Annotated in this window: 16 protein-coding genes; 13 read left to right on the plus strand and 3 right to left on the minus strand. The window is 69.3% G+C overall.

Annotation, left to right across the window (positions count from 1 at the left end; genetic code table 11):
• Positions 1-51: 51 nt before the first annotated feature.
• Complete coding sequence (locus ACZ4NB_RS13555) at positions 52-1,581, minus strand: helix-turn-helix domain-containing protein (protein WP_384431464.1); 1,530 nt, start codon at positions 1,579-1,581, stop codon at positions 52-54.
• Between the two features lie 96 nt (positions 1,582-1,677).
• Here ACZ4NB_RS13555 and ACZ4NB_RS13560 point away from each other — a divergent pair, with 96 nt between their 5' ends.
• From ACZ4NB_RS13560 to ACZ4NB_RS13570, 3 genes are all read left to right on the plus strand, one after another.
• Complete coding sequence (locus ACZ4NB_RS13560; RefSeq protein WP_467661050.1) at positions 1,678-2,673, plus strand: DUF1648 domain-containing protein; 996 nt, start codon at positions 1,678-1,680, stop codon at positions 2,671-2,673.
• A 1-nt stretch (position 2,674) separates the two neighbouring features.
• The gene (locus ACZ4NB_RS13565; RefSeq protein WP_467661052.1) at positions 2,675-3,034 is read left to right on the plus strand and encodes a GntR family transcriptional regulator; all 360 of its coding nucleotides are present in this window, start codon (positions 2,675-2,677) and stop codon (positions 3,032-3,034) included.
• Between the two features lie 177 nt (positions 3,035-3,211).
• On the plus strand, positions 3,212-4,039 hold the full coding sequence (locus ACZ4NB_RS13570; RefSeq protein WP_467661054.1) for a hypothetical protein: 828 nt from the start codon (positions 3,212-3,214) through the stop codon (positions 4,037-4,039).
• A gap of 32 nt (positions 4,040-4,071) precedes the next feature.
• On the opposite strand, the gene sigJ is transcribed toward ACZ4NB_RS13570, so the two are convergent.
• Positions 4,072-4,956 (minus strand): RNA polymerase sigma factor SigJ, encoded by an 885-nt coding sequence (sigJ, locus tag ACZ4NB_RS13575; protein ID WP_467661055.1) that lies wholly within the window; start codon positions 4,954-4,956, stop codon positions 4,072-4,074.
• Positions 4,957-5,334: 378 nt separating this feature from the next.
• Between sigJ and acnA the strand changes: the two genes are divergently transcribed.
• A complete protein-coding gene (gene acnA, locus ACZ4NB_RS13580) occupies positions 5,335-8,049 on the plus strand; it encodes an aconitate hydratase AcnA (RefSeq protein WP_467661056.1) in 2,715 nt (904 codons plus the stop codon).
• Between the two features lie 110 nt (positions 8,050-8,159).
• Here acnA and ACZ4NB_RS13585 read toward each other — a convergent pair whose 3' ends face one another.
• Positions 8,160-11,567, minus strand: coding sequence for a GH92 family glycosyl hydrolase (locus ACZ4NB_RS13585; RefSeq protein ID WP_467661057.1), 3,408 nt, complete (start codon positions 11,565-11,567; stop codon positions 8,160-8,162).
• A 437-nt stretch (positions 11,568-12,004) separates the two neighbouring features.
• On the opposite strand from ACZ4NB_RS13585, the gene ngcE reads away from it, so the two are divergent.
• From ngcE to ACZ4NB_RS13630, 9 genes are all read left to right on the plus strand, one after another.
• Positions 12,005-13,441 (plus strand): N-acetylglucosamine/diacetylchitobiose ABC transporter substrate-binding protein, encoded by a 1,437-nt coding sequence (ngcE, locus tag ACZ4NB_RS13590; protein ID WP_467661059.1) that lies wholly within the window; start codon positions 12,005-12,007, stop codon positions 13,439-13,441.
• A gap of 51 nt (positions 13,442-13,492) precedes the next feature.
• Entirely contained in the window at positions 13,493-14,416 is a 924-nt protein-coding gene (locus ACZ4NB_RS13595; protein ID WP_467661061.1) for a carbohydrate ABC transporter permease, read from the plus strand.
• Positions 14,417-14,427: 11 nt separating this feature from the next.
• Positions 14,428-15,357: a carbohydrate ABC transporter permease gene (locus tag ACZ4NB_RS13600; protein WP_467661063.1), complete on the plus strand. Its 930-nt coding sequence runs from the start codon at positions 14,428-14,430 to the stop codon at positions 15,355-15,357.
• A gap of 255 nt (positions 15,358-15,612) precedes the next feature.
• Positions 15,613-16,812, plus strand: coding sequence for an ROK family transcriptional regulator (locus tag ACZ4NB_RS13605; RefSeq protein ID WP_399146219.1), 1,200 nt, complete (start codon positions 15,613-15,615; stop codon positions 16,810-16,812).
• Between the two features lie 140 nt (positions 16,813-16,952).
• Positions 16,953-18,047, plus strand: a complete 1,095-nt coding sequence (locus tag ACZ4NB_RS13610) for a substrate-binding domain-containing protein (RefSeq protein WP_467661065.1) — start codon at positions 16,953-16,955, stop codon at positions 18,045-18,047.
• Between the two features lie 194 nt (positions 18,048-18,241).
• A complete protein-coding gene (locus ACZ4NB_RS13615; protein WP_467661067.1) occupies positions 18,242-19,042 on the plus strand; it encodes an ATP-binding cassette domain-containing protein in 801 nt (266 codons plus the stop codon).
• Positions 19,039-20,349: a sugar ABC transporter permease gene (locus tag ACZ4NB_RS13620; protein ID WP_467661068.1), complete on the plus strand. Its 1,311-nt coding sequence runs from the start codon at positions 19,039-19,041 to the stop codon at positions 20,347-20,349. Before ACZ4NB_RS13615 ends, ACZ4NB_RS13620 begins: the two co-directional genes overlap by 4 nt.
• A 292-nt stretch (positions 20,350-20,641) precedes the next feature.
• Entirely contained in the window at positions 20,642-22,594 is a 1,953-nt protein-coding gene (gene dxs, locus ACZ4NB_RS13625) for a 1-deoxy-D-xylulose-5-phosphate synthase (RefSeq protein WP_467661070.1), read from the plus strand.
• A gap of 196 nt (positions 22,595-22,790) precedes the next feature.
• Positions 22,791-24,317: an amino acid permease gene (locus tag ACZ4NB_RS13630; RefSeq protein WP_467661072.1), complete on the plus strand. Its 1,527-nt coding sequence runs from the start codon at positions 22,791-22,793 to the stop codon at positions 24,315-24,317.
• Positions 24,318-24,487 lie beyond the last annotated feature (170 nt).

The raw sequence follows: 24,487 nt of genomic DNA on the forward strand, positions 1-24,487 counted from the left end.
TTCTGTCCCGCGCCTGTGCAGGCCAGAGAGGGTGTGCGGCGGCCCCGCCCCTCAGATGTCCCGGAAGATCTCGATCTGTGCCCCGATCGAGTTGAGGCGTTCCGCCAGGTCCTCGTAACCCCGGTTGATGACATAGACGTTGCGGAGTACGGACGTGCCCTCGGCGGCCATCATGGCGAGGAGGACCACGACGGCCGGGCGCAGGGCCGGGGGGCACATCATTTCCGAGGAGCGCCAGCGGGTCGGGCCGTCCACCAGGACCCGGTGCGGGTCGAGCAGTTTGACCTGGGCGCCGAGCCGGTTGAGGTCGGTGAGGTAGATCGCGCGGTTGTCGTAGACCCAGTCGTGGATCAGGGTCTGGCCCTGGGCGCTGGCGGCGATGGCGGCGAAGAAGGGGACGTTGTCGATGTTCAGGCCCGGGAAGGGCATCGGGTGGATCTTGTCCAGCGGGGCCTGGAGCTTGGAGGGGCGGACGGTCAGGTCGATCAGACGGGTGCGGCCGTTGTCCGCGGGGTACTCCGTGCTGCGCTCGTGGTCGAGGCCCATCTCCTCCAGGACCGCCAGCTCGATTTCCAGGAACTCCACCGGGACCCGGCGGATCGTCAGCTCCGACTCGGTGACAACGGCCGCCGCCAGCAGGCTCATCGCCTCGACCGGGTCCTCGGAGGGCGCGAAGTCCACATCGCGTTCGATGTGCGCGGTGCCGTGGACGGTCAGGGTGGTCGTGCCGATGCCGTCGACCCTGACGCCCAGCTCCTCCAGGAAGAAGCAGAGGTCCTGGACCATGTAGTTGGAGGAGGCGTTGCGGATCACCGTGACGCCGTCGTGCCGGGCGGCGGCCAGCAGCGCGTTCTCGGTGACGGTGTCGCCGCGCTCGGTCAGGACGATCGCCCGCTTGGGGGCGACGCTGCGGTCGACCTCGGCGAGGTAGGTGCCGTCGGTCGCGGTGATCTCCAGGCCGAAGTGGCGCAGCGCCGTCATATGCGGGGTCACGGTGCGGGTGCCGAGGTCGCAGCCGCCCGCGTACGGCAGCTTGAAGTGGTCCATCCGGTGCAGCAGCGGGCCGAGGAACATGATGACGCTGCGGGTGCGGCGGGCCGCCTCGGTGTCCATCGCGTCGAGGTCGAGCTCCGCGGGCGGCACGATCTCCAGGTCGTTGCCGTCGTTGATCCACCGGGTGCGGACGCCGATGCTGCCCAGCACTTCGAGGATGCGGTAGACCTCCTCGATGCGGGCCACCCTGCGCAGGGTGGTGCGTCCCGCGTTCAGCAGGGTGGCGCACAGCAGCGCGACACAGGCGTTCTTGCTCGTCTTCACGTCGATGCTGCCGGACAGCCGGCGGCCGCCGACCACGCGCAGATGCATCGGTCCGGCGTAGCCGAGGGACACGATTTCGCTGTCGAGGGCTTCACCGATACGGGCGATCATCTCAAGGCTGATGTTTTGGTTCCCACGCTCGATGCGGTTGACCGCGCTCTGGCTGGTGCCGAGCGCCTCCGCGAGTTGCGTCTGCGTCCAGCCGCGATGCTGTCGGGCGTCGCGGATGAGCTTGCCGATGCGTACGAGGTAGTCGTCTGCCATGGGCCGACCGTATCTCAGATATGAGATGGGTGTGCAATTGCTGGAGACTGGATTGTTCTACTAATATGCGAACAACTGAGAGGTGGTCACACGCATATGAAGCGCGCTCCTCACCCGGCTTTACCCTCAAAGCACATACTTCGGCCGCTTATTGCCGCATTTCCCTTCGTCGTCGCCGCCGCGACGGCCACCGCGGTCCACGCCTCCGTTTCCACCCGGCTGCCGGACCCGCTCGCCACCCATTTCGACGAAGCCGGCCGGGCCGACGGCTTCTCCTCCCTCCACGGCTTCCTGACGGGCACTCTCCTCGCCCTGTTCGCCCTGGGCGTTGTCTTCGCCCTTCTCGGCCGGGTGCCGAAGCTCGCCACAGCGGCCCCGTGGGTCATCGCGACCGGATACGCCGTCGCCGCCGGGCTCGGCTACGCCCTCTGCCTCACCCTGCTCGGCAACGCGGGCGCCGCCGACGCCTCGGCCGTACGGCTGCCGCTGTGGCAGGTGTTCCTGACGCTCCCCGTCGCCCTTCTCGCCGGCCTGCTGGGCCGTCTGCTCGCCGGCGCCGCACCCCGCCCGCCCCGTCGGCCGGCGGGCGACGCGCCCCGGCTCGACGTCCCGGCGGGCACGACGGCGGGCTGGTCACGCACCATCAGCTCGCCCCCGCTGATGGCGCTGGGCGTGCTGGTGCTCTGCGGCGGCCTCGCCACCGGCGCTCTCGGCAGTGCGTTCTCCTGCGTGATCCTCGTCCTCTGCGGGGTGGTGTCCCTCGCGGTCACGTCGGTACGGGTGACCGTCGACCGCCGCGGTCTGACCCTCGCGCCGACGCTGCCGCAGACCTTCGGCATCCGGTTCCGGCGCATCGGCCCCGACCGGGTGGCGCAGGCCACCAGCCGCCGGGTCGACTGCTTCGGCGAGTTCGGCGGCTGGGGCTACCGTGTCCGGGGCCACGGCAGCGGCCTGGTGCTGCGTTCGGGGGAGGGGATCGTGGTACGGCTGACCAGCGGCCGGGATTTCGTCGTCACGGTGGACGACGCGGCGACCGCCGCCGCACTGCTCAACACCTACGCGGACCGCGCGCGCTCGCGGCAAGGAGGCTGAGGTGCTCTTCCGGGTGGACCCCGGCTCGTCCGTCCCGCTCGGCGACCAGATCGCCGCCTCGGTCCGCGGCGCCATCGCCGACGGCACGGTGGGCACCGGGGAGCGGTTGCCGGCCGCCCGTGAACTCGCCGCGTCCCTCGGGGTGAACGTCCACACCGTGCTGCGCGGCTATCAGCGCCTCAAGGAGGAGGGCCTGATCGAACTCCGCCGCGGCCGCGGAGCGGTGGTCACCGCCGTCGCCACCCCCGCCCGCGCCCGCCTCGGCGAGGCCGCCCAGCGCCTGATCGCACAGGCCCGCCATCTGGGACTCTCCGACGAGGAGATCGTGACGGTGGTACGGGTGGGTCTGGCGGGCAAGTGAGGTGGGCGGGGCGGCGGCGCCGTCCGAATACGGGCCCCGCCGCTCTCGCGTCGTGCCCGGCACCCCCAACGGCCCGGCCCGCCCCCGCCCTTCACTGTCGCTGCCGTGCCCCGGCTCTTCGCTGTCGCCGACCGGGGCGCGCGAACCCGGTCACTCGCCTTGACCTAGATTGACGGCGTGATCACTCGCCCTTCCCGTGACGGAGCCCCGGTCCGCCCCGGCGCTTCCCCGCGCGTCCGTGCCCGTGTCCTCGCGATCGGCGCCGTGCCGCTCGTCGCGCTGCTGGCCGTCGTCGGCCTCGCACCGCTTCCGTACTCCGTCGCGCGGCCCGGACAGACCACGGACGTGCTGGGCTCGGACCGGGGCGGCGAGGTCATCTCCATCAGCGGTGCGCCGGTGCGCGAGACCAGCGGTCGGCTGCGGATGGCGGCGATCCAGGCGACCGGGCCGCATGTCGCCGTCCGTTTGGGAGAGGTGATCGACGGCTGGTTCCGTACGGATCGTGCGGTGATGCCCAAGGACGCCGTCTTTCCGGCCGGTCTGTCCGATGCCGAGGTCGCCCGGCACAACCTCGCGGACATGAAGTCCTCGCAGCATGCCGCCACCGCGGCCGCGCTCGGGCTGCTGGGGAAGGACCCGGGCCGGGTGAGGGTGAAGCTCTCCCTCGACGGTGTGGGCGGGCCCAGCGCCGGACTGATGTTCTCGCTGGGCATCGTCGACAAGCTGGACGGCGACGGCAGCGGCGGTGACCTGACCGGCGGCCGCAGCATCGCCGGTACCGGCACGATCGACGCCGACGGGACGGTGGGCGCGGTCGGCGGAGCGGCGCTGAAGACGCAGGCGGCCCGGCGCGACGGGGCGAGCGTCTTCCTCGTGCCGAAGGCGGAGTGCGCGCAGGTGCGGCCGGCTCCGGACGGGCTGCGGCTGGTCCCCGTCACCACCCTCAAGGGCGCGGTGCAGGCGCTGCGCGCGCTGGCCAAGGGCGGCTCGGTCCCCAGCTGCTGAGGCGGGCCGGCCCGTCACGGGCCGCGCATGACTCAGTCATCGAGGAATGTCAGATCCAGCCGTCGCAGCCGCGCGCGGTCGGCGAGGATGTTGATCTCGACGACCTTCCCGTGCGCGATGGTGAAGCCCATGACGGCGAACGGCTGCCCCTCCACCACCGTGACGAGTCCCGGAGCGCCGTTGACCAGCGCCGGCCGTGCGAGGGGGGCGAACCGGGAGAACATCAGCGCCTGTCCGACCACCGTCCGTGCCCCGCGGACCAGCTTCGACAGGCCGCCGGGCTCCGCACCGGCGTCGGCGCGCAGCACCACGTCCGGGTCGAGGACGGCGAGCAGCGCCTCGAAGTCGCCACCGCGCGAGGCGGCGAGGAACGCCTCGACCACCTCCCGCTGGCGGGCGAGGTCGGTGTCCGCGACCGGGGCGGTGCCCTGGACGCGGCGGCGCGCCCGGCTGGCGAGCTGCCGGGCCGCGGCGGGCGTGCGGCCGACGATCGGCGCGATCTCGTCGAAGGGCATCGCGAACATGTCGTGCAGGACGAAGGCGAGCCGCTCGACGGGGGTGAGGGTCTCCAGGACGACCAGCAGTGCGAGCCCGACCGAGTCGGCCAGCATCGCCTCGTTCTCCGGATCGACGGACTCCAGGCGGCTCACGACCGGCTCGGGGACGTGTACGTCGAGGGGGTCCTCGCGCCGTGCCTTGCGCATCCGCAGCTGGTCCAGGCACACCCGGCCGACGACCGTCGTCAGCCAGCCGCCCAGATTCTCCACCCCGCTCGCGCCGGTCCGGCTCAGTCGCAGCCATGCCTCCTGGACGGCGTCGTCCGCCTCACTGAGTGAGCCGAGCATCCGGTAGGCCACCGCCCGCAGATGGCTCCGGTTCTCCTCGAACCGCGCCGCCAGCCACTCGTGATCGTTCACCGGTCTCCAGCCTCCCCGTCGTGGTCCGTCCTCACCATGACGCAGGCGGCGGGTCGGATGTGACGTGACGGCGATCGCGGCAAGGGTGATGTGCGCGACACCGCCGCCGACGGGGGGCCGGCACCGGGCGTGTCCCTTTGGGCGGCGTTCGGGGAGACAGCGACCGGATTGCGGGGGAGCGGTCGGCGCCCGTCAGGGCATGACCCCGCCGCGACGATGTACTAGAGTTATCTCGACATCGAGATATCTGCCGAGAGGCGTACCGCTGCCGCGCCAGTAAGGCATGCCTAACTTAGGCTCACCTTAGCGGATGGGGCAAGGACCTGTGACGGCAGGATTGCGGTGGTACGCGCGAATTCATGCATGAAGGAGACTGTCGTGTCGGCGAACAGCTTCGACGCCCGCAGCACGCTGCAGGTGGGCGACGAGTCGTACGAGATCTTCCGGCTGGACAAGGTGGAGGGCGCCGCCCGTCTGCCGTACAGCCTGAAGGTGCTGCTGGAGAACCTGCTCCGCACCGAGGACGGCGCGAACATCACCGCCGACCACATCCGGGCGCTCGGTGGCTGGGACTCGCAGGCCCAGCCCAGCCAGGAGATCCAGTTCACGCCGGCCCGCGTGATCATGCAGGACTTCACCGGCGTCCCGTGTGTCGTGGACCTCGCGACCATGCGTGAGGCCGTGAAGGAGCTGGGCGGCGACCCGGCGAAGATCAACCCGCTCGCGCCCGCCGAGCTGGTCATCGACCACTCCGTCATCGCCGACAAGTTCGGCACCAACGACGCCTTCAAGCAGAACGTCGAGCTGGAGTACGGCCGCAACAAGGAGCGCTACCAGTTCCTGCGCTGGGGCCAGACCGCCTTCGACGAGTTCAAGGTCGTCCCGCCGGGCACCGGCATCGTCCACCAGGTGAACATCGAGCACCTGGCGCGCACGGTCATGGTCCGCAACGGCCAGGCGTACCCCGACACCCTCGTCGGCACCGACTCGCACACCACGATGGTCAACGGCCTCGGCGTGCTGGGCTGGGGCGTCGGCGGCATCGAGGCCGAGGCCGCCATGCTCGGCCAGCCGGTCTCCATGCTCATCCCGCGCGTCGTCGGCTTCAAGCTGACCGGTGAGCTCAAGCCCGGCACCACCGCCACCGACCTGGTGCTCACCATCACCGAGATGCTGCGCAAGCACGGTGTCGTCGGCAAGTTCGTCGAGTTCTACGGTGAGGGCGTCGCCGCCACCTCGCTCGCCAACCGCGCCACCATCGGCAACATGTCGCCCGAGTTCGGCTCCACCGCCGCGATCTTCCCGATCGACGGCGAGACCCTGAACTACCTGCGCCTGACCGGCCGCAGCGACCAGCAGGTCGCGCTCGTCGAGGCGTACGCCAAGGAGCAGGGCCTCTGGCTCGACCCGGCCGCCGAGCCCGACTTCTCCGAGAAGCTGGAGCTGGACCTGTCGACGGTCGTCCCGTCGATCGCCGGCCCGAAGCGCCCGCAGGACCGCATCGTCCTGGCCGAGGCCGCCACCCAGTTCGAGCGCGACGTCCTCAACTACGTCTCCGACGCGGACGAGGCGGGCCAGGAGTCCTTCCCGGCCTCGGACTCCCCGGCCGCCACCAACGGCGTGCCGAGCCGCCCGACCACGGTCACCGCCCCCGACGGCTCGACCTACGAGATCGACCACGGTGCGGTGACGGTCGCGGCCATCACCTCCTGCACCAACACCTCGAACCCGTACGTCATGGTCGCCGCCGCGCTGGTGGCCAAGAAGGCGGTCGAGAAGGGCCTGACCCGCAAGCCGTGGGTCAAGACCACCCTCGCCCCGGGCTCGAAGGTCGTCACCGACTACTTCGACAAGGCCGGGCTGACCCCGTACCTCGACAAGGTCGGCTTCAACCTCGTCGGCTACGGCTGCACCACCTGCATCGGCAACTCCGGCCCGCTGCCGGAGGAGGTCTCCAAGGCCGTCAACGAGCACGACCTGGCCGTGACCTCGGTGCTCTCCGGCAACCGCAACTTCGAGGGCCGGATCAACCCCGACGTCAAGATGAACTACCTGGCGTCCCCGCCGCTGGTCGTCGCCTACGCCCTCGCGGGTTCGATGAAGGTGGACATCACCAAGGACGCGCTCGGCACCGACCAGGACGGCAAGCCGGTCTACCTGGCCGACATCTGGCCGACCGAGGCCGAGGTCAACGACGTCGTCGCCAACGCCATCGGCGAGGACATGTTCAACAAGTCCTACCAGGACGTCTTCGCGGGCGACGCCCAGTGGCAGGCGCTGCCGATCCCGACCGGCAACACCTTCGAGTGGGACGCCGAGTCCACCTACGTCCGCAAGCCCCCGTACTTCGAGGGCATGGCCATGGAGCCGTCGCCGGTCAAGGACATCGCCGGTGCGCGGGTGCTCGCCAAGCTCGGCGACTCGGTCACCACCGACCACATCTCCCCGGCCGGTGCGATCAAGGCCGACACCCCGGCCGGTCAGTACCTGACCGAGCACGGTGTGGAGCGTCGTGACTTCAACTCCTACGGCTCCCGCCGTGGCAACCACGAGGTCATGATCCGCGGCACCTTCGCCAACATCCGCCTGCGCAACCAGATCGCGCCGGGCACCGAGGGCGGCTACACCCGCGACTTCACCCAGGCCGACGCGCCGGTGTCGTTCATCTACGACGCCTCGCGCAACTACATCGAGCAGGGCATCCCGCTGGCCATCCTGGCCGGCAAGGAGTACGGCTCCGGCTCGTCCCGCGACTGGGCCGCCAAGGGCACCGCGCTCCTGGGCGTCAAGGCCGTCATCGCCGAGTCCTACGAGCGCATCCACCGCTCGAACCTCATCGGCATGGGCGTCCTGCCGCTGCAGTTCCCGGAGGGCCAGTCCGCCGAGACCCTCGGTCTGACCGGCGAGGAGACCTTCTCCTTCACCGGCGTCGAGGAGCTCAACAACGGCACCACGCCGCGCACGGTCAAGGTCACCACCGACACCGGCGTGGAGTTCGACGCGGTCGTCCGCATCGACACCCCCGGCGAGGCGGACTACTACCGCAACGGCGGCATCATGCAGTACGTGCTGCGGTCGCTCATCCGCAAGTAAGCACCGCCGCAGGCGGGTCCCGCACGACGCACGAACGGGCCGCACTCCCCGAAGCAGGGGGTGCGGCCCGTTCCGCGTTCCGGGCGCCGGCGACGCCGGGCCCCGTCCGTCTAGGGGGACCCGAGCAGCTCGATCTCGGCGAGCACCGGCCTGCCGTCGGCCACCAGCCGGTAGTGCCGGTAGGAGCCGGGCCGGGAGACATCGAAGACCCTGGTCTGGCGGTCCCAGGCGAAGGACTCGGAGCGGCGGCGGTCCACCTGTGTCCACCGCCGGCCGTCGTCGGAGGCTTCGAGGACCCAGGACGTGGGCGCGTCCTCCTTGGCCGCCGAGGTGAGGGTGTACGACGTCACCGGTTTCGCGGCGGTGAGCGCGACCGCGGCGGTGGTGAACTCCGCCGCGGTGTCCGAGGTGTTGTCGAACAGGGCGCTGCCGTCCGGGCGGGCCAGATCGGCCGCGGGGGCCGGGACCTGGTCGCCTCGGGTGAGGGAGGTGGGGGCGGCGTTCTCGCCGCTGCCCCAGGCGGACGGGTGCGGGCCCATATCGAATTCCAGGGTGCCGCCGCGGGCGAGCAGCTTGTGGGGGAGCGCGGTGGAGTTCCAGGGCTTGCCGTTGACGCGCAGGGACTGGACGTAGACGTTGCGCGCGCTGTTCCGGGGGGCGCTGACGACGAGATCGCGGCCGTTCTCCAGGTGGATCGTGGCCTTGGTGAACAGCGGTGAGCCGACCGCGTATTCGCCCTGGCCCATCACCAGCGGATAGAAGCCCAGCGAGCTGAAGACATACCACGCGGACATCTCGCCGTTGTCCTCGTCGCCCGGATATCCCTGGCCGATCTCACTGCCGAGGTAGAGCCGGGAGAGCGCCTCGCGGACCCTTTGCTGGGCCTTCCACGGCTGACCGGCCGCGTCATAGGTGTAGGCGATGTGGTGCGAGGGCTGGTTGCTGTGCCCGTACATGCCCATACGGGTGTCGCGGGCCTCGGTCATTTCATGGATGACCTCGCCGTAGGAGCCGGCGAACTCCTTGGCGGCCGTCTCCGGAGTGGAGAAGTAGGCGTCCAGCTTCTTGGCCAGGGCGGAGCGGCCGCCGTAGAGGTTGGCCAGGCCCCGGGTGTCCTGCGGGGCGGTGAAGGCGAAGGTCCAGGCGTTGGTCTCGGTGTAGTCGTGGCCCCAGACGCGGGGGTCGAACCGGTCGGGCGGCAGACGCCAGTCGCCCCGGGCGTCCTTGCCCTGGAAGAAGCCGACCCGGTCGTCGAAGAGCTTGACGTAATTGCGGGCGCGCTGGAAGAAGTAGGCCGACTCCTCCTTGTACCGCTGCTTGTGCGTCTTGGCGTACAGCGCCTTTCCCATCCGGGCGATGCCGAAGTCGTTGAGATAGCCCTCCAGCGCCCAGGACATTCCCTCGCGGGTGTCGGTGCTCGTATAGCCGAGGAAGGGGGCGGTGTTCATGCCCTTCCGGCCGACTCCCGGATTCGGCGGGGCGACGGTGGCGTTCTTGACGGCCGCGGCATAGGCCGCCTCGGCGTCGAACTCCACGCCCTTGACATAGGCGTCGGCGAAGGCCACATCGGAACTCGTACCGGTCATCAGATCCGCGTAACCGGGCGAGGACCAGCGGGAGATCCAGCCGCCGTCCTTGTACTGCTGGACGAAGCCGTCGGCCATCTTCCCGGCCCGCTCGGGGGTGAGCAGGGAGTAGGCGGGCCAGGTGGTGCGGTAGGTGTCCCAGAAGCCGTTGTTGACGTAGACCGCACCGTCGACGATCTTCGAGCCGGTGCGGGTGGGGGTGTCGGGGCCGGTCTGCGGCGAGAAGGGAGAGGCGTAGCGGGTGCGCGAGCCGACCTTCTCGAAGCCGGAGTTGGGGTAGAGGTAGAGGCGGTAGAGGCTGGAGTAGAGGGTGGTGAGCTGGTCGCGGCTCGCGCCCTGCACCTCGATGCGGCCCAGCAGGTCGTCCCACTGCGACTGCGCCCGGCGCTCGACGTCGCCGAAGGCCGTTCCGGCCGGGATCTCGCGGGAGAGGTTCGCCTTCGCCTGGTCCACGCCGATCAGTGAGGTGGCGATCCGCATGGTCACGGTGCGGTCGGCGCCGGGCCGGAAGCGGAGGAAGCCGGTGACGTCCTTGCCTCCCCCGCCTTCGAGCTTGCCGCCGCCGGTGACCGGTGCGTCGAAGACGCCGTAGACGAAGAGCCGGGTGGCGCCTACGGACAGCCCACTGCGGACGTCCGAGAAACCGGTGACCACACCGCGCTCGGTGTCCAGGCTCAGGCCGCCCTTGTTGTTGACGTTGTCGAAGATCAGGCTCGCGTCGTCGCCGGGGAAGGTGAAGCGCATCAGCGCGGCGTGGTCGGTCGGGGTGATCTCCGCCTTGAGGCCGTTGTCGAAGGTCACGCCGTAGTAGTGGGGTTTCGCGGTCTCGTTGGCGTGGTGGAACGGCAGCGCCCGGCCGGTGCGGGAGGCGTCCGGGGTGCCGGCCGCGACGGACGGCATGACCTGGAAGGTCTGCCGGTCGCCCATCCAGGGGCTGGGTTCATGGCTGGCGCTGAAAGCCTGGAGGGTGGGGAGGTTGTCGGCGTTGTTGCGGCGCGCGTATTCGTAGAGCCAGTCGGAGGAGCCCGCGTTGGTGACCGGCGTCCAGAAGTTGAAGCCATTGGGGACGGCGGTGGCGGGGAAGGTGTTGCCGCGCGAGAAGCCACCGCTGGAGAGGGTGCCGCGGGTGGTGACGGCGTAGTCGGAGAGGTGCGCGAGCGGTTTGTCCGGGGCCTTGGGGCCGAGGGTGAGGTCATCGACCCAGCCGCGGAAGGCCGGTGCGCTCCGCGGCGCCTCGGGTGCGTCGTAGGCGACCAGGATCCGGTCGACGGTCTTGCCGGCGGCGACCGCGCCGATCCGCGCCTCGCGGTGGTTCCACTGGTTGACGTAGAGCGTCTTGGAGGCGGCCTGGCCCTGCGGGGTCAGCGGGGCGCCGTGCTGGTCGGCGGCGCCCAGCTCGCTGAGGTAGGTGCCGTCGGTGAACGCCAGGTCCACGGCGACATGGGTCGCGGGGTAGGCCAGGTCGGTGGTCGCCATCTCCGGGAAGATCTCGTACGAGAGCGCCGTCGACGCGGTGACCGGCGTGTCGACATCGAAGATCTTGTTGTACGAGTAGCCGCGGCCGGCGCCGGTGTGGGTGCCGGCGTAGCGCAGCGCATGGCCGCCGGAGAAGCCGGCGTGCGCCTTGGCGGTGGGGGAGTCGGCGGGGCCGGTGCCGGGCGCGGTGCTCATGCCGGGGGCCGCGGGGGCGGTCGGCGGGGTGACGCCGGAGGTCCGGGGCCGGCCGTCGGGCCCGGTCTCGACGCCGTCGGTCCAGTCCGGCCGGGGGTCGCCGGACTCGAAGGAGGAGCTGAACTCCGATGCCGACCGGGGCTTTTGGGGTGGCGCGGCCAGGGCCGGGCCGTGGGCGGTGATGACGAGCAGAGCGGCCGCCACGAGGGCGGCGGGGCGGGGGACGCCCCGCAGTGGACTGTGCCGGTGTCTGAGCCGCACGCGGTCCCTCTCAACCAGATTGACATCGTTGTCAGTTGAATGACGCCACGATAAACAGAGATAAGTAAGGTGCGTGGGCACTTTGGTGTCAAGGGTGCCGCTGCGATCGCTGGGCCGGCCGGGTCCCAAGGTGGTCCGGCGGGGTGACGGCGGTCGGATCGTCCGCATACCGGGGAGGTCTCAACTAGGGAAAGACTGCCGGCCAACCCTGCATTCGATCTTGCCCCTTCGGCCGGAAGTGGACTATACCTGTCGGCGTCCGAGCGGCCGTACGGCCAAGGCCGTGGGGAGCCGGGTGACGGCAGGGAACGGATGATTTCCCCGCATATCCCTAGCGCGCCCGGTGCACATCCCGTACAACTCAGCTTCATCTGACCCGCGGTGCCGGGGTGGCTCCGGTACACCGCCTGAGTCCTGAAGAAGGCGAGGACTTGAGCATGGGATCCACCTCAGAATTCAACCGTCGCGATCTGGTCAAGCGGGCCGCGGCCCTGGGCATCATCGCGGTCCCGGCCATGGGGACGCTTTCTGCGTGTGCCACCGGAGGCGGTGGCGGGGACACCGACAACGGCACCAAGAACAAGGGCGAGACCTCGGCGAAGAACCCGCTCGGCGTGAAGAAGGGCGTGCCGATGGAGGCGTTCATCTTCAAGGGCGGGCTGGGCGACCAGTACGCGAAGGACGCCGAGGCCGACTACCGCAAGACCTATGGCGTCACGGTCAAGCACACCGGAACCCAGCAGGTCGGGCCGAAGCTGCAGCCGCGCTTCGCCGGCGGAAATCCCCCGGACGTCATCGACAATTCCGGATCCGACCACCTGGACATGAACAAGCTGTCCTCGCAGGGCCAGTTGCAGGATCTGACGACGCTGCTCGATGCGCCGTCGCTGGACGACCCGAAGAAGAAGGTCCGGGACACGCTTTACCCCAGCACGCTGGAAAAGGGCAAGCACAAGGACGCCTTCGATGTCCTCTACTACGCGTTCACCGTCTACGGCACGTGGTATTCCAGCCGGTTGCTGAAGGACAAGGGCTGGGAGTACCCGACCTCGTTCGACGACATGATCAAGCTCTGTGCGGAGATCAAGAAGGCGAATGTGGCGCCCTGGACGTACCCGGGCAAGTATCCGTACTACGTCCACTTCAATATGTTCGCGCAGATCGCCAAGATCGGCGGGCTCGACAAGTGGATCGCCATCGACAACCTTGAGCCGAAGGCATGGACCTCGAACGACGCGGTCAAGCAGGTCGTCGAGCACTATGAGGAACTCGCCGCCAAGAAGTACTTCCTGGAAGGCAGCCAGGGGCTGACGCACATTCAGTCCCAGACCGCCTGGACCCGCGGGAAGGCCGTCTTCATCCCCAACGGCTCCTGGGTGGAGAACGAGGCCGCGCCGACCACCCCGAAGGACTTCGGCATGTCCGTCGGCCCGCTGTTCGACGCCGGCAGCGGCGACAAGATGCCGCACGGCACCGTACGCGCCGAGCCCAGTGAGCCGTTCATCGTGGCCAAGGGCGGCGAGAACCCGGTCGGCGGCATGGAGCTGCTGCGCATCATGCTGTCGAAGAAGCACGCGCAGAACTTCGCGGCGAAGGTCAAGTCGCTCACCGCGGTCCAGGGCGCGACCGACGGAATGCAGCTCTCACCGGGCCTCTCCTCGGCCGCCGAGGTCGTCAAGAAGGGTGGCGAGAACCTGCTGATGATCCAGCTTCAGGAGTGGTACCCGAAGCTGACGGACGAGAAGCTGGGCGGGCTCACCAGTCAGCTGCTGACCGGTGACATGAAGGCCGCGGAGTGGATCAAAAAGGCCCAGCAGTACGCGGACGAGTTCGCCAAGGACGATTCGGTCACCAAGTTCCGCCGCGAGGCTTGAGCACACTGCCACTGCCACCGCCACCGCTGACGAGGGAGGGCCGGGGAGCGCATGCAACACGGCAAGTACCGATTTATCGTGGGGTTCCTGGCCCTGCCTCTGCTGATCTACGCGATCTTCGTGATCTCGCCGTTCATCCAGGCGTTCCAGATCTCGACCACGGAATGGAGCGGCCTGCGCGGCGCCGCCAAGAGCATCGGTCTGGACAACTACGACAAGCTGCTGCACAGCGACGAGTTCTGGAACGCGCTGCGGCACAACGTCGTCATGCTGGTGCTGGTGCCGATCGCGACGCTGGCGCTGGGGCTGTTCTTCGCCTTCATGCTCAACGTCGGTGGACGCGCCCGCCGCGGCGCGGTCATCACCGGTGTGCGCGGAGCGTCGTTCTACAAGTTCGTCTACTTCTTCCCGCAGGTCATCTCGATCACCATCATCTCGGTGATCTGGTTCAACATCTACAACCCGGATCCGCACGACGGCATGCTCAACTCGCTGCTCGGCGCGGTGGGTCTGGATTCCCTGCAGAGCTCCTGGCTCGGTGAGGGCAGCCTCGCCCTGGCCTGCATCATGGTGGTGATGGTCTGGGCGAACGTCGGCTTCTATGTCGTGCTGTTCTCCGCCGCCATGGCCTCCATTCCGCGGGAGATCTACGAGGCATCGCTGCTGGACGGCGCCGGCCGCTTCCACACCTTCTTCCGGATCACCCTTCCGCTGCTGTGGGACACCGTGCAGACGGGCTGGGTCTATATGGGCATCATCGCGATGGACGCTTTCGCGCTGGTGCAGATCATGTCGGTCAACATGGGCGGTCCGGACGGCGCGACCGATGTCGTACCGCTCCGGCTGTACCAAACCGCTTTCCGTGACAGCCAGTTCGGCTACGCGGCGGCGATGGGTGTCGCCATGCTCATCGTCACGCTGTTGTTCGCCGTCCTCACGATGCGCTTCGCGCGGCGTGAGCGGATCGAGTTCTAGGGGCAGGGCGCATGACGACGGAAACGGACGCGGTGGACAAGCTGCCGGCGACGGCCGGGCGGCGGGCCGAGGGCGGGAAGAGCGCGGGGAGGTCGCGCAAGGGCGCCGAGGGCGGCGTACTCCATGTCTTCTCGCACGGCATGCTGATCGTATGGGCGCTCATGGTGGGCATGCCGCTGCTGTGGGTGCTGTGGAGCTCCTTCAAGAGCAGCGGCGACATTCTCACCACGCCCTGGTCGCTGCCGGACGTGCTGCACTTCGAGAACTGGGCCAACGCCTGGAACAAGGCCAATATCGGCAAGTTCTTCCTCAACACCCTTGTGGTGGTGGGGGGTTCGGTCATCGGCACGATGGTGCTCGGCTCCATGGCCGGCTACGTCCTGGCGCGGTTCACCTTCCCGGGCAACCGCTTCATCTACTACCTGTTCGTGGCCGGGATGTCCTTCCCGGTGTTCATGCTGGTCATTCCGCTGTTCTTCGTGATGCGGGACTTCCCCGGGATTCCGCTGCTGGCGACGTACCAGGGCCTGATCGCGGTCTATATCGCCTATTCGCTGCCGTTCACCGTCTTCTTCATGACGTCCTTCTTCCGCACCCTGCCGACCTCGGTGGCGGAGGCGGCGATGATCGACGGCGCCTCGCATGTGCGGACGTTCTTCCAGGTGATGCTGCCGATGGCCAAGCCCGGCCTGATCAGCATCGGCATCTTCAACTTCCTGGGGCAGTGGAACCAGTACCTGCTGCCGATGGTGCTCAACCAGGACGAGGACAAGTACGTGTTGACCCAGGGCCTCGCCAACATCGCGCTGCAGCAGGGCTATGAGGGCGACTGGGGCGGGCTGATGGCCGGCATGATGATCGCGATGCTGCCGGTCCTGCTGGTGTACTTCATCTTCCAGCGGCAGGTGCAGGCCGGGCTGACGGCCGGAGCGATCAAGTAGATCCCGGTATGCGCTCCGCCCTCGGGGGCGGCCCCGCCGCGGCGGAGCCGCCCCCGAGGGCCGCACATCTGAGCCGCCCCCCGATCATCCCGGACTCAACGTCTTGACGAGACTTCCCGACGGGCGTTCTGCTTAGAGTTCACATGTTGAATCGACAGCCGCCCCCCGAAGGTGTGGGTGCGGTCGGCGGGCGGTCGTGCCCTCCCCAGCCCCGCTGGGAGGCACCCCCGGCCCGAGACAGGAGTGGATGAGTCGATGGAGACTCCGGGGTCGCAGTCCTCATTGCACCGGGCCAATCTGGAGCGGGTCGTGCGCGCGGTGCGTATGGCGGGCTCACTCACGCAGGCGGAGATCGCCCGGAGCACGGGGCTGTCCGCGGCCACCGTCTCCAATATCGTCCGTGAGCTGAAGGACGGCGGGACCGTCGAGGTGACCCCCACCTCGGCGGGCGGGCGGCGGGCGCGCAGCGTCTCGCTCTCCGGCGACGCGGGCATCGTCGTGGGCGTCGATTTCGGGCACTCCCATCTGCGGGTGGCGGTCGGCAACCTGGCCCACCAGGTGCTCGCCGAGGAGGCCGAGCCGATCGATGTGGACGCCTCCGCCGCCGAGGGCTTCGACCGGGCGGAGCGGCTGGTCAGCCGGCTGATCGCGGCGACCGGCATCAGCCCGGGCAAGGTCATCGGCGTCGGCCTGGGCGTGCCCGGCCCGATCGACGTCGAATCGGGGACGCTGGGCTCGACCGCGATCCTTCCGGGCTGGTCCGGGACGAACCCCAGCCAGGAGCTCTCCGGGCGCCTCGGGGTGCCGGTCTACGTCGACAACGACGCCAACCTCGGCGCGCTGGGCGAGCTGGTCTGGGGCGGTGGCCGCGGGGCCGCCGACCTGGCGTACATCAAGGTCGCCAGCGGTGTCGGCGCCGGCCTGGTGATCAGCGGGCAGATCTACCGCGGGCCGGGCGGCACCGCGGGCGAGATCGGGCACATCACGCTGGACGAGTCCGGTCCGGTGTGCCGCTGCGGCAACCGCGGCTGCCTGGAGACCTTCACCGCGGCCCGGTACGTGCTGCCGCTGCTCCAGCCGAGCCACGGCGCCGATCTGACCATGCCGCGCGTGGTCCAGCTGGCCCGCGAGGGGGACCCGGGCTGCCGTCGGGTGATCGCGGACGTAGGCCGCCATATCGGTAGTGGTGTGGCCAATCTGTGCAATCTCCTCAATCCCAGCAGGGTGGTGCTCGGCGGCGATCTCGCCGAGGCCGGTGAGCTGGTGCTCGCGCCGATCCGGGAGTCGGTGTCGCGGTACGCGATCCCCAGCGCGGCACGGCAGTTGGGCATCGTCCCCGGCACGCTCGGAGGCCGTGCGGAGGTGCTGGGCGCACTGGCGCTGGTGCTGAGCGAAATGGGCGATTCGACCCTGCTCGACGGAGTACAGGGTGTGGACGCGCCTGCCCTAGCGTGAGCGCGCTGAGTTCACACACCTAACGCATGGCACCGTTGCCATCTCGTTAAGGATTTACTTCTTGACGGTCGGCTGGCGGCCGAGTTGACTTCCAGCCACCTCGGCCGCAACGACGCGGCCTCGTCAGGGAGGCAACCCCAATGAACGTTTGGACGCGTCGCGTCGTCATAGGAACCGCCGCCGTATCGATGGCGCTCTCCGTGGCCGCCTGCGGCAAGGCCGGAGACGGCGCCAAAGGCGGCGGTGGCGACACCAAGACCATCGGCCTGCTGCTGCCGGAGAACAAGACCACGCGTTACGAGACCTTCGACCGCCCGCTCATGGAGGCGAAGATCAAGGAGCTGTGCAGCGACTGCACGGTGAAGTACAACAACGCGGCGCAGGAGACCGAGACCCAGAAGAAGCAGTTCGACGCGCTGATCACCCAGGGCGTGAAGGTGATCATTCTGGACGCGGTCGACTACAAGGCCACCAAGTCGTGGGTGAACCAGGCCGCCAAGAAGGGCGTCAAGGTCATCGCGTACGACCGGCTGGCCGAGGGCGACATCTCCGCCTACGTCTCCTACGACAACGAGAAGATCGGCCGCCTCCAGGGCGAGGCGCTGGTCAAGGCGCTCGGCGACAAGGCCAAGGACAGCAATGTCGTCATGATCAACGGTTCGCCGACCGACCCGAACATGCCGTTCTTCAAGAAGGGCGCCCACAGCGTCCTCGACAAGCAGGTCAAGAAGATCGCCTACGAGCAGGACATCCCGGACTGGTCGCCGGACGAGGCCAACCGGAAGATGGGCGCGGCCCTCGACTCGCTCGGCAAGGACGGCTTCCAGGGCGTCTACTCCGGCAACGACGGCATGGCCGGCGGCATCGTCACCGCCCTCAAGCAGAAGGGCGTCAAGGTCCCGGTCGGCGGCCAGGACGCCGAGCTGGCGGGCCTGCAGCGCATCCTCAAGGGCGAGCAGGCGTTCACGATCTACAAGCAGATCAAGCCGCAGGCCGACTCCACGGCCGAGATCGCCGTCAAGCTCCTCAAGGGCGGGAAGATCGACTCCCTGACCGACGCCAAGGTCGACAGCCTCAGCGGCGAGGTCAAGGGCATCCCGGCGAAGCTCTACGACGCGCAGATCGTGACCAAGGACAACATCGCGTCCACGATCCTCAAGGACAAGGTCTACAAGGCGAGCCAGATCTGCACCGGCGACGTCAAGAGGGCCTGCGAGGCGGCCGGCATCAAGTAAGGCCCCGGCTGACGGGCCCCGGGCCCCGGCCGCCCGGCCACCGCCCGGCCACCGGCCCCCGGCCGTACCGGTTCCCCCGCCCGCGCCGACCTGTCCCGGGCGCGGGCGCGGGACCGTACCCGCACCACCCCCATCCCCTCGCAGAGCCCCCCGCTCTTCGCACCATCCCCGCCGTTGTGACGGCGGCGAAGGAGATGATTCACGTGTCCGCTACGCCTGTGCTGGCGTTGCGCGGAGTCTCCAAGCGGTTCGGCGCCGTCCAAGCACTTACGGACGTCACCCTGGAGATCCACCCCGGTGAGGTGGTCGCCCTCGTCGGCGACAACGGCGCCGGCAAGTCCACCCTGGTCAAGACCATCTCGGGCGTCCACCCGGTCGACGACGGCGCCATCGAGTGGGAGGGCGAGCCGGTCCGCATCGGCAAGCCGCACGACGCCCAGGAACTCGGCGTCGCCACCGTGTACCAGGACCTCGCGCTCTGCGACAACCTCGACGTCGTCGCCAACCTCTTCCTCGGCAACGAGACCCGCACCGTCGGTGTCCTCGACGAGATCGCCATGGAGAAGCGCGCCAAGGAGCTGCTGGACACCCTGTCCATCCGCATCCCCAGCGTCCGCATCCCCGTCGCCGCGCTCTCCGGCGGCCAGCGGCAGGTCGTCGCCATCGCCCGCGCGCTGATCGGCGACCCCAAGGTCGTCATCCTCGACGAGCCCACCGCCGCCCTCGGCGTCGAGCAGACCGCGCAGGTCCTCGACCTCGTCGAGCGGCTGCGCGAGCGCGGCCTGGGCGTCATCCTCATCAGCCACAACATGGCCGATGTGCAGGCCGTCGCGGACCGGGTCGCGGTGCTGCGGCTGGGCCGCAACAACGGTGTCTTCGACGTCGAGGGCACCTCCCACGAAGAGATCATCGCCGCGATCACCGGCGCCTCGGACAACGCCGTCACCCGCCGCAAGGCGCGTACGGACCAGGTGAAGAAGGAGGCCGGAGCGTGAGTGACCTCACCAAGGAGCCGGCAGCGGAGCCGGCGCAGACGACGGAGGCCACGGAAGTCGCCGTCGACACCCCGCAGCCGGCCGCCGTCGACCCCCGGCTCCTCGTCCGGGAGCAGGGCATCGCCGGCTACCTCAACGACTTCAAGCGCCGGGTGCGTGGCGGTGAGCTGGGCTCGCTGCCGGTCATCATCGGCCTGATCGTCATCGCGGTCGTCTTCCAGCTGAAGAACAGCAGCTTCCTGTCCGCGGACAGCCTCGCGAACATCGGTGTCTACACCTCGGGCCTCGGCATCATGGCCGTCGGCATCGTCTTCGTGCTGCTGCTCGGCGAGATCGACCTCTCCGTCGGCTCGGTGGCCGGTGTCGGCGCGGCCGTCTGGGCCGTGCTCAGCGTCACCAACGGCGTCAACGACTGGCTCGCGGTCCTGATCGCCATCGTGGCCGGTGTGGCCATCGGCACCCTGCATGGGTTCTTTTTCGCCAAGATCGGTGTGCCGGCCTTCGTCGTCACTCTGGCCGGTTTCCTCGGTTGGAGCGGTCTGCAGATCTGGATGATGGGCAAGGAGGGCTCCATCAACACGCCGAGCGGCAGTGTGGTGGAGAGCCTCACCGGCTACTACTTCGAGGACAAGGCCGCCGCGTACGGCCTCGCGCTGGTCGCGGTCCTCGCGTACGCCGCGTCGCTGCTGCTGGACAGCAAGCGCCGCAAGGCCGCCGCACTGCCGTCCCGGCCGCTCAGCGAGATCCTGCTGCGCACCGGCGTGGTCGCGCTGATCAGCTTCGTGGTCGCCTACGTGCTCAACGAGCCGGCCGGTGCCCGCGGGCTGCCGCTGGCCCTGGTGCTGTTCCTCGCGGTGCTGGTCATCGCCGACTTCGTGGTGCGCCGCACCACCTACGGACGGCAGATCTTCGCGGTCGGCGGCAACGCCGAGGCGGCCCGCCGGGCCGGCATCAACGTGAACAAGATCCGGATCAGCGTCTTCGCGATCTCCGGGATGCTCGCCGCCTTCGGCGGACTGTTCATCGCCAGCCTCTCCGGTGGCGCCACCAAGAACCTGGGCGCCGGCAACACCCTGATGAACGTCATCGCGGCGGCCGTCATCGGCGGCACCAGCCTCTTCGGCGGCCGCGGCAAGATCTGGTCCGCACTGCTGGGCATGCTGGTCATCCAGTCGATCCAGCAGGGCCTGAACCTGCTGGGCATGGCCAGTGAGATCCAGTACATGATCACCGGCGCGGTGCTGCTCGCCGCGGTCGTGATCGACTCGGTCTCTCGGCGGACCCAGAAGACCGCGGGGCGCACGTAAGGTGCCGGTCGTCTGCTGACCGCGGCAGCGCACCGGGCGCACGTAAGTGCAGGCCGGCTCCGGACGTACCTAGTCCTCTGGTAGTCATCTGGCACCGGCCCCCACCGGGCATGATCCGGTGGGGGCCGGTGCCGTGTGGGTCACACCCCGCAACCGACCGGCCGAAAGCCGTCGTCACCCGAGTGACACACATCGCGAGGCCCGCGCGTCGGTGCAGCAGGCGCGACATTAGACTCATCTGATCGGCAAGCTCGATCACAGCAGCAAGCTCGACCACAGCAAGGAGGCAGGGGTGGCGTTGCTTTCCCGTATCAGGGGACCGCGCGATCTGGACCGACTGGGCCCGGAGCAGCTGGAGCAGCTGGCGGGGGAGATCCGTACCTTCCTTGTCGACGCGGTCTCCAAGACCGGCGGACACCTCGGCCCGAACCTCGGCGTGGTCGAGCTGACCATCGCCCTGCACCGCGTCTTCGACTCGCCCAAGGACAAGGTCCTCTTCGACACCGGGCACCAGTCGTACGTCCACAAGCTGCTCACCGGCCGTCAGGACTTCTCCCAGCTGCGCGCCAAGGGCGGGCTGTCCGGCTACCCCTCGCGCGCCGAGTCCGACCACGACGTGATCGAGAACTCCCACGCCTCCACCGTCCTGGGCTGGGCCGACGGCCTGGCCAAGGCCAACCAGGTGCGCGGCAAGGACGACCACGTGGTCGCCGTCATCGGTGACGGCGCGCTGACCGGCGGTATGGCCTGGGAGGCGCTCAACAACATCGCGGTCGCCAAGGACCGCCCGCTCGTCATCGTCGTCAACGACAACGAGCGCTCCTACGCGCCGACCATCGGCGGTCTGGCCAACCACCTCGCCACCCTGCGCACCACCGACGGCTACGAGCGCTTCCTGGCCCGCGGCAAGGACCTCCTGGAGCGCACCCCCGTCGTCGGCAAGCCGCTCTACGAGACGCTGCACGGCGCGAAGAAGGGCCTGAAGGACTTCATCGCCCCGCAGGGCATGTTCGAGGACCTGGGCCTGAAGTACGTCGGACCGATCGACGGCCACGACATGGAGGCCCTGGAGTCCGCGCTGCAGCGCGCCAAGCGCTTCGGCGGCCCGGTCATCGTGCACTGCCTCACCGAGAAGGGCCGCGGCTACAAGCCGGCCGAGCAGGACGAGGCGGACCGCTTCCACGGCATCGGGGTGATCCACCCTGACACCGGTCTGCCGGTGGCGGCGTCGGGCGCCAGCTGGACCTCCGTCTTCGGCGACGAGATGGTCAGGCTGGGCCAGGAGCGCGACGACATCGTGGCGATCACGGCGGCCATGCTGCAGCCGGTGGGCCTGGGCAAGTTCGCCAAGGCGTTCCCGGAGCGGGTCTACGACGTGGGCATCGCCGAGCAGCACGCGGCGGTGTCGGCGGCGGGCCTGGCGACCGGCGGACTGCACCCGGTCTTCGCGGTGTACGCCACCTTCCTCAACCGCGCCTTCGACCAGGTCCTCATGGACGTCGCCCTGCACAAGTGCGGGGTCACCTTCGTCCTGGACCGGGCCGGGGTGACCGGCGACGACGGCGCCTCGCACAACGGCATGTGGGACATGTCCCTGCTCCAGGTCGTCCCGGGGCTGCGGATCGCCGCGCCGCGCGACGCCGACCAGGTGCGCGCCCAGCTGCGCGAGGCCGTCGAGGTCAAGGACGCCCCGACCGTCGTGCGCTACTCCAAGGGCAAGGTCGGTCCGGCCGTCGAGGCCGTGGGCCGGGTCGGTGGCATGGACGTGCTCCGCGCGCCCGACGCGAGCGTCAAGCGGCCCGACGTCCTGCTGGTCTCCGTCGGCGCGCTCGCCCCGATGTGCCTGGAGATCGCCGACCTCCTCGACAAGCAGGGCATCTCGACGACCGTCGTGGACCCGCGCTGGGTCAAGCCGGTCGACGAGGCGCTGCCGGGCCTGGCCGCCGAGCACCGCGTGGTCATCACCGTCGAGGACAACTCCCGTACCGGCGGCGTCGGTTCGGCGATCGCCCAGTCCCTGCGGGACGCCGGCGTGGACCTGCCGCTGCGCGACTTCGGCATCCCCGAGCGCTTCCTCGACCACGCCTCCCGCAAGGAGATCCTGGCGGAGATCGGGCTCACCGCTCCGGACATCGCCCGCCAGGTGACCGGCCTGGTGTCCAAGATCGACGGTCTGACGCGGACCGACCTGGAGGACACCGCGGACGCTCCCGACCGCGCGCAGGCCGAGGTCGCCCGCGACTGATTCCGCAGACCCTGGCGATGGGCCGGCCGGTCATCCGTACGGATGTTCCGCCCGGCCCATCGGCATACCTGCGGACACACCCCATCGGGTGAATCCCCGCCCCCTGGAGGCCCGCCAAAGCTGACTGTTTCCCGACATTGCGGAGACTCGGTCAGTTCAGGAGAGTTGCGAGGGTCGTCCAGGCGGAGGTTCGCCCATGAGCACAGAGCACGGCACACCACATGATTCACGTCGACACAGCGGCATGTTCCGGACGAAGACTGTGGAGCAGTCGATCCTGGACACCGAAGAACCGGAGCACACACTCAAGAAGTCCCTGTCGGCCCTCGATCTGACCGTCTTCGGCGTCGGTGTGGTCATCGGCACCGGCATCTTCGTCCTCACCGGGAAGATCGCCAAGGAGCAGGCCGGTCCCGCCGTGTCGCTGGCCTTCGTCGCCGCCGGTGTGGTGTGCGCGCTGGCGGCGCTGTGCTACGCGGAGTTCGCCTCCACCGTGCCGGTCGCCGGATCGGCCTACACCTTCGCCTACGCCTCACTGGGCGAGCTGCCGGCCTGGATCATCGGCTGGGACCTGATCCTGGAACTCGCGCTGGGCTGCGCGGTGGTCGCCGTCGGCTGGTCGGGCTATATCCGCTCGCTGCTCGACAGCGCCGGATGGCACCTTCCCGTCGGCCTGTCCGGCACCCACGAGGGTCATTTCGGCTTCGATCTGCTCGCCTGCGTGCTGGTGCTCGTGCTGACCGGCATCCTCGTGCTGGGGATGAAGCTGTCCTCGCGGGTCACGGCGGTGGTCGTCGGGATCAAGGTCACCGTCGTCCTGCTGGTCATCATCGCCGGTGCCTTCCTGATCAACGGCGACAACTACGAACCGTTCGTACCGCCCAGCCGGCCCACCGAGGGCGGCGGCGGACTGGGCGCGCCGCTGTCGCAGCTGCTCTTCGGCTTCACCCCGTCCCACTTCGGCGTCATGGGCATCTTCGGCGCCGCGGCCGTGGTCTTCTTCGCGTTCATCGGCTTCGACATCGTCGCCACCGCCGCCGAGGAGACCCGCAACCCGCAGCGCGACGTACCGCGCGGCATCCTCGGCTCGCTGGCCATCTGCACCCTGCTCTACGTCGCGGTGTCGGTGGTCGTCACCGGTATGGAGAAGTACAGCAGGCTCTCCACCGACGCCCCGCTCGCGGATGCCTTCAAGGACCTCGACCAGCCCTACTTCGCGGGGGTGATCAGCTTCGGCGCCGCCGTCGGTCTGACCTCGGTCTGCATGATCCTGCTGCTCGGCCAGAGCCGGGTGTTCTTCGCGATGAGCCGGGACGGACTGCTGCCCCGGGTCTTCTCGCGGGCCCACCCCCGCTACGGCACCCCCTACCGGGCGACCATCGCGCTGGGCGTCGTCGTCGCCGTGGTCGCCGGGTTCACCTCGATCGACGAGCTGGCCGAACTGGTCAACATCGGCACGCTGTTCGCGTTCGTCGTGGTCGCCATCGGCGTCATCCTGCTGCGCCGCTCCCGGCCGGATCTGCCCCGTTCGTTCCGCACCCCGTTCGTGCCCGTGGTGCCGCTGCTGTCGGTGGCCGCCTCGCTGTGGCTGATGCTCAATCTGCCCGCCGAGACCTGGGCGCGGTTCGGGGTGTGGATGGTGGTCGGCTTCGGCGTCTACTTCCTGTACGGGCGCGCGCACAGCCGCCTCGGCATCCGCAACCGGCAGAACGACAAGGGCTGAGACCCCGCCGCACACCCGCCCCCGGCCCCGCGCCCGTCCCGCTGTCCCTCCGCTCGCCCCGTACGCCCGCAGGCCGCGGTGTACGGGGCGCTTCCGTGCGGCGGTGCGCTCCCTACCGCGGTGCCGGCCCGTACGGCGGCTGCGCGTAGGGTCCGTATGCCCCGGGAGGA

The organism is Streptomyces sp. NPDC026575, assembly GCF_055567415.1.

Bases quoted from the DNA above. Each gene is read 5' to 3' on its own strand.
- ACZ4NB_RS13560 (WP_467661050.1), top strand. From the start codon at position 1,678: ATGAAGCGCGCTCCTCACCCGGCTTTACCCTCAAAGCACATACTTCGG.
- ACZ4NB_RS13605 (WP_399146219.1), top strand. From the start codon at position 15,613: ATGGAGACTCCGGGGTCGCAGTCCTCATTGCACCGGGCCAATCTGGAG.
- ACZ4NB_RS13615 (WP_467661067.1), top strand. From the start codon at position 18,242: ATGATTCACGTGTCCGCTACGCCTGTGCTGGCGTTGCGCGGAGTCTCC.
- ACZ4NB_RS13595 (WP_467661061.1), top strand. From the start codon at position 13,493: ATGCAACACGGCAAGTACCGATTTATCGTGGGGTTCCTGGCCCTGCCT.
- ACZ4NB_RS13555 (WP_384431464.1), bottom strand. From the start codon at position 1,581: ATGGCAGACGACTACCTCGTACGCATCGGCAAGCTCATCCGCGACGCC.
- ngcE (WP_467661059.1), top strand. From the start codon at position 12,005: ATGGGATCCACCTCAGAATTCAACCGTCGCGATCTGGTCAAGCGGGCC.
- ACZ4NB_RS13630 (WP_467661072.1), top strand. From the start codon at position 22,791: ATGAGCACAGAGCACGGCACACCACATGATTCACGTCGACACAGCGGC.
- ACZ4NB_RS13610 (WP_467661065.1), top strand. From the start codon at position 16,953: ATGAACGTTTGGACGCGTCGCGTCGTCATAGGAACCGCCGCCGTATCG.
- ACZ4NB_RS13600 (WP_467661063.1), top strand. From the start codon at position 14,428: ATGACGACGGAAACGGACGCGGTGGACAAGCTGCCGGCGACGGCCGGG.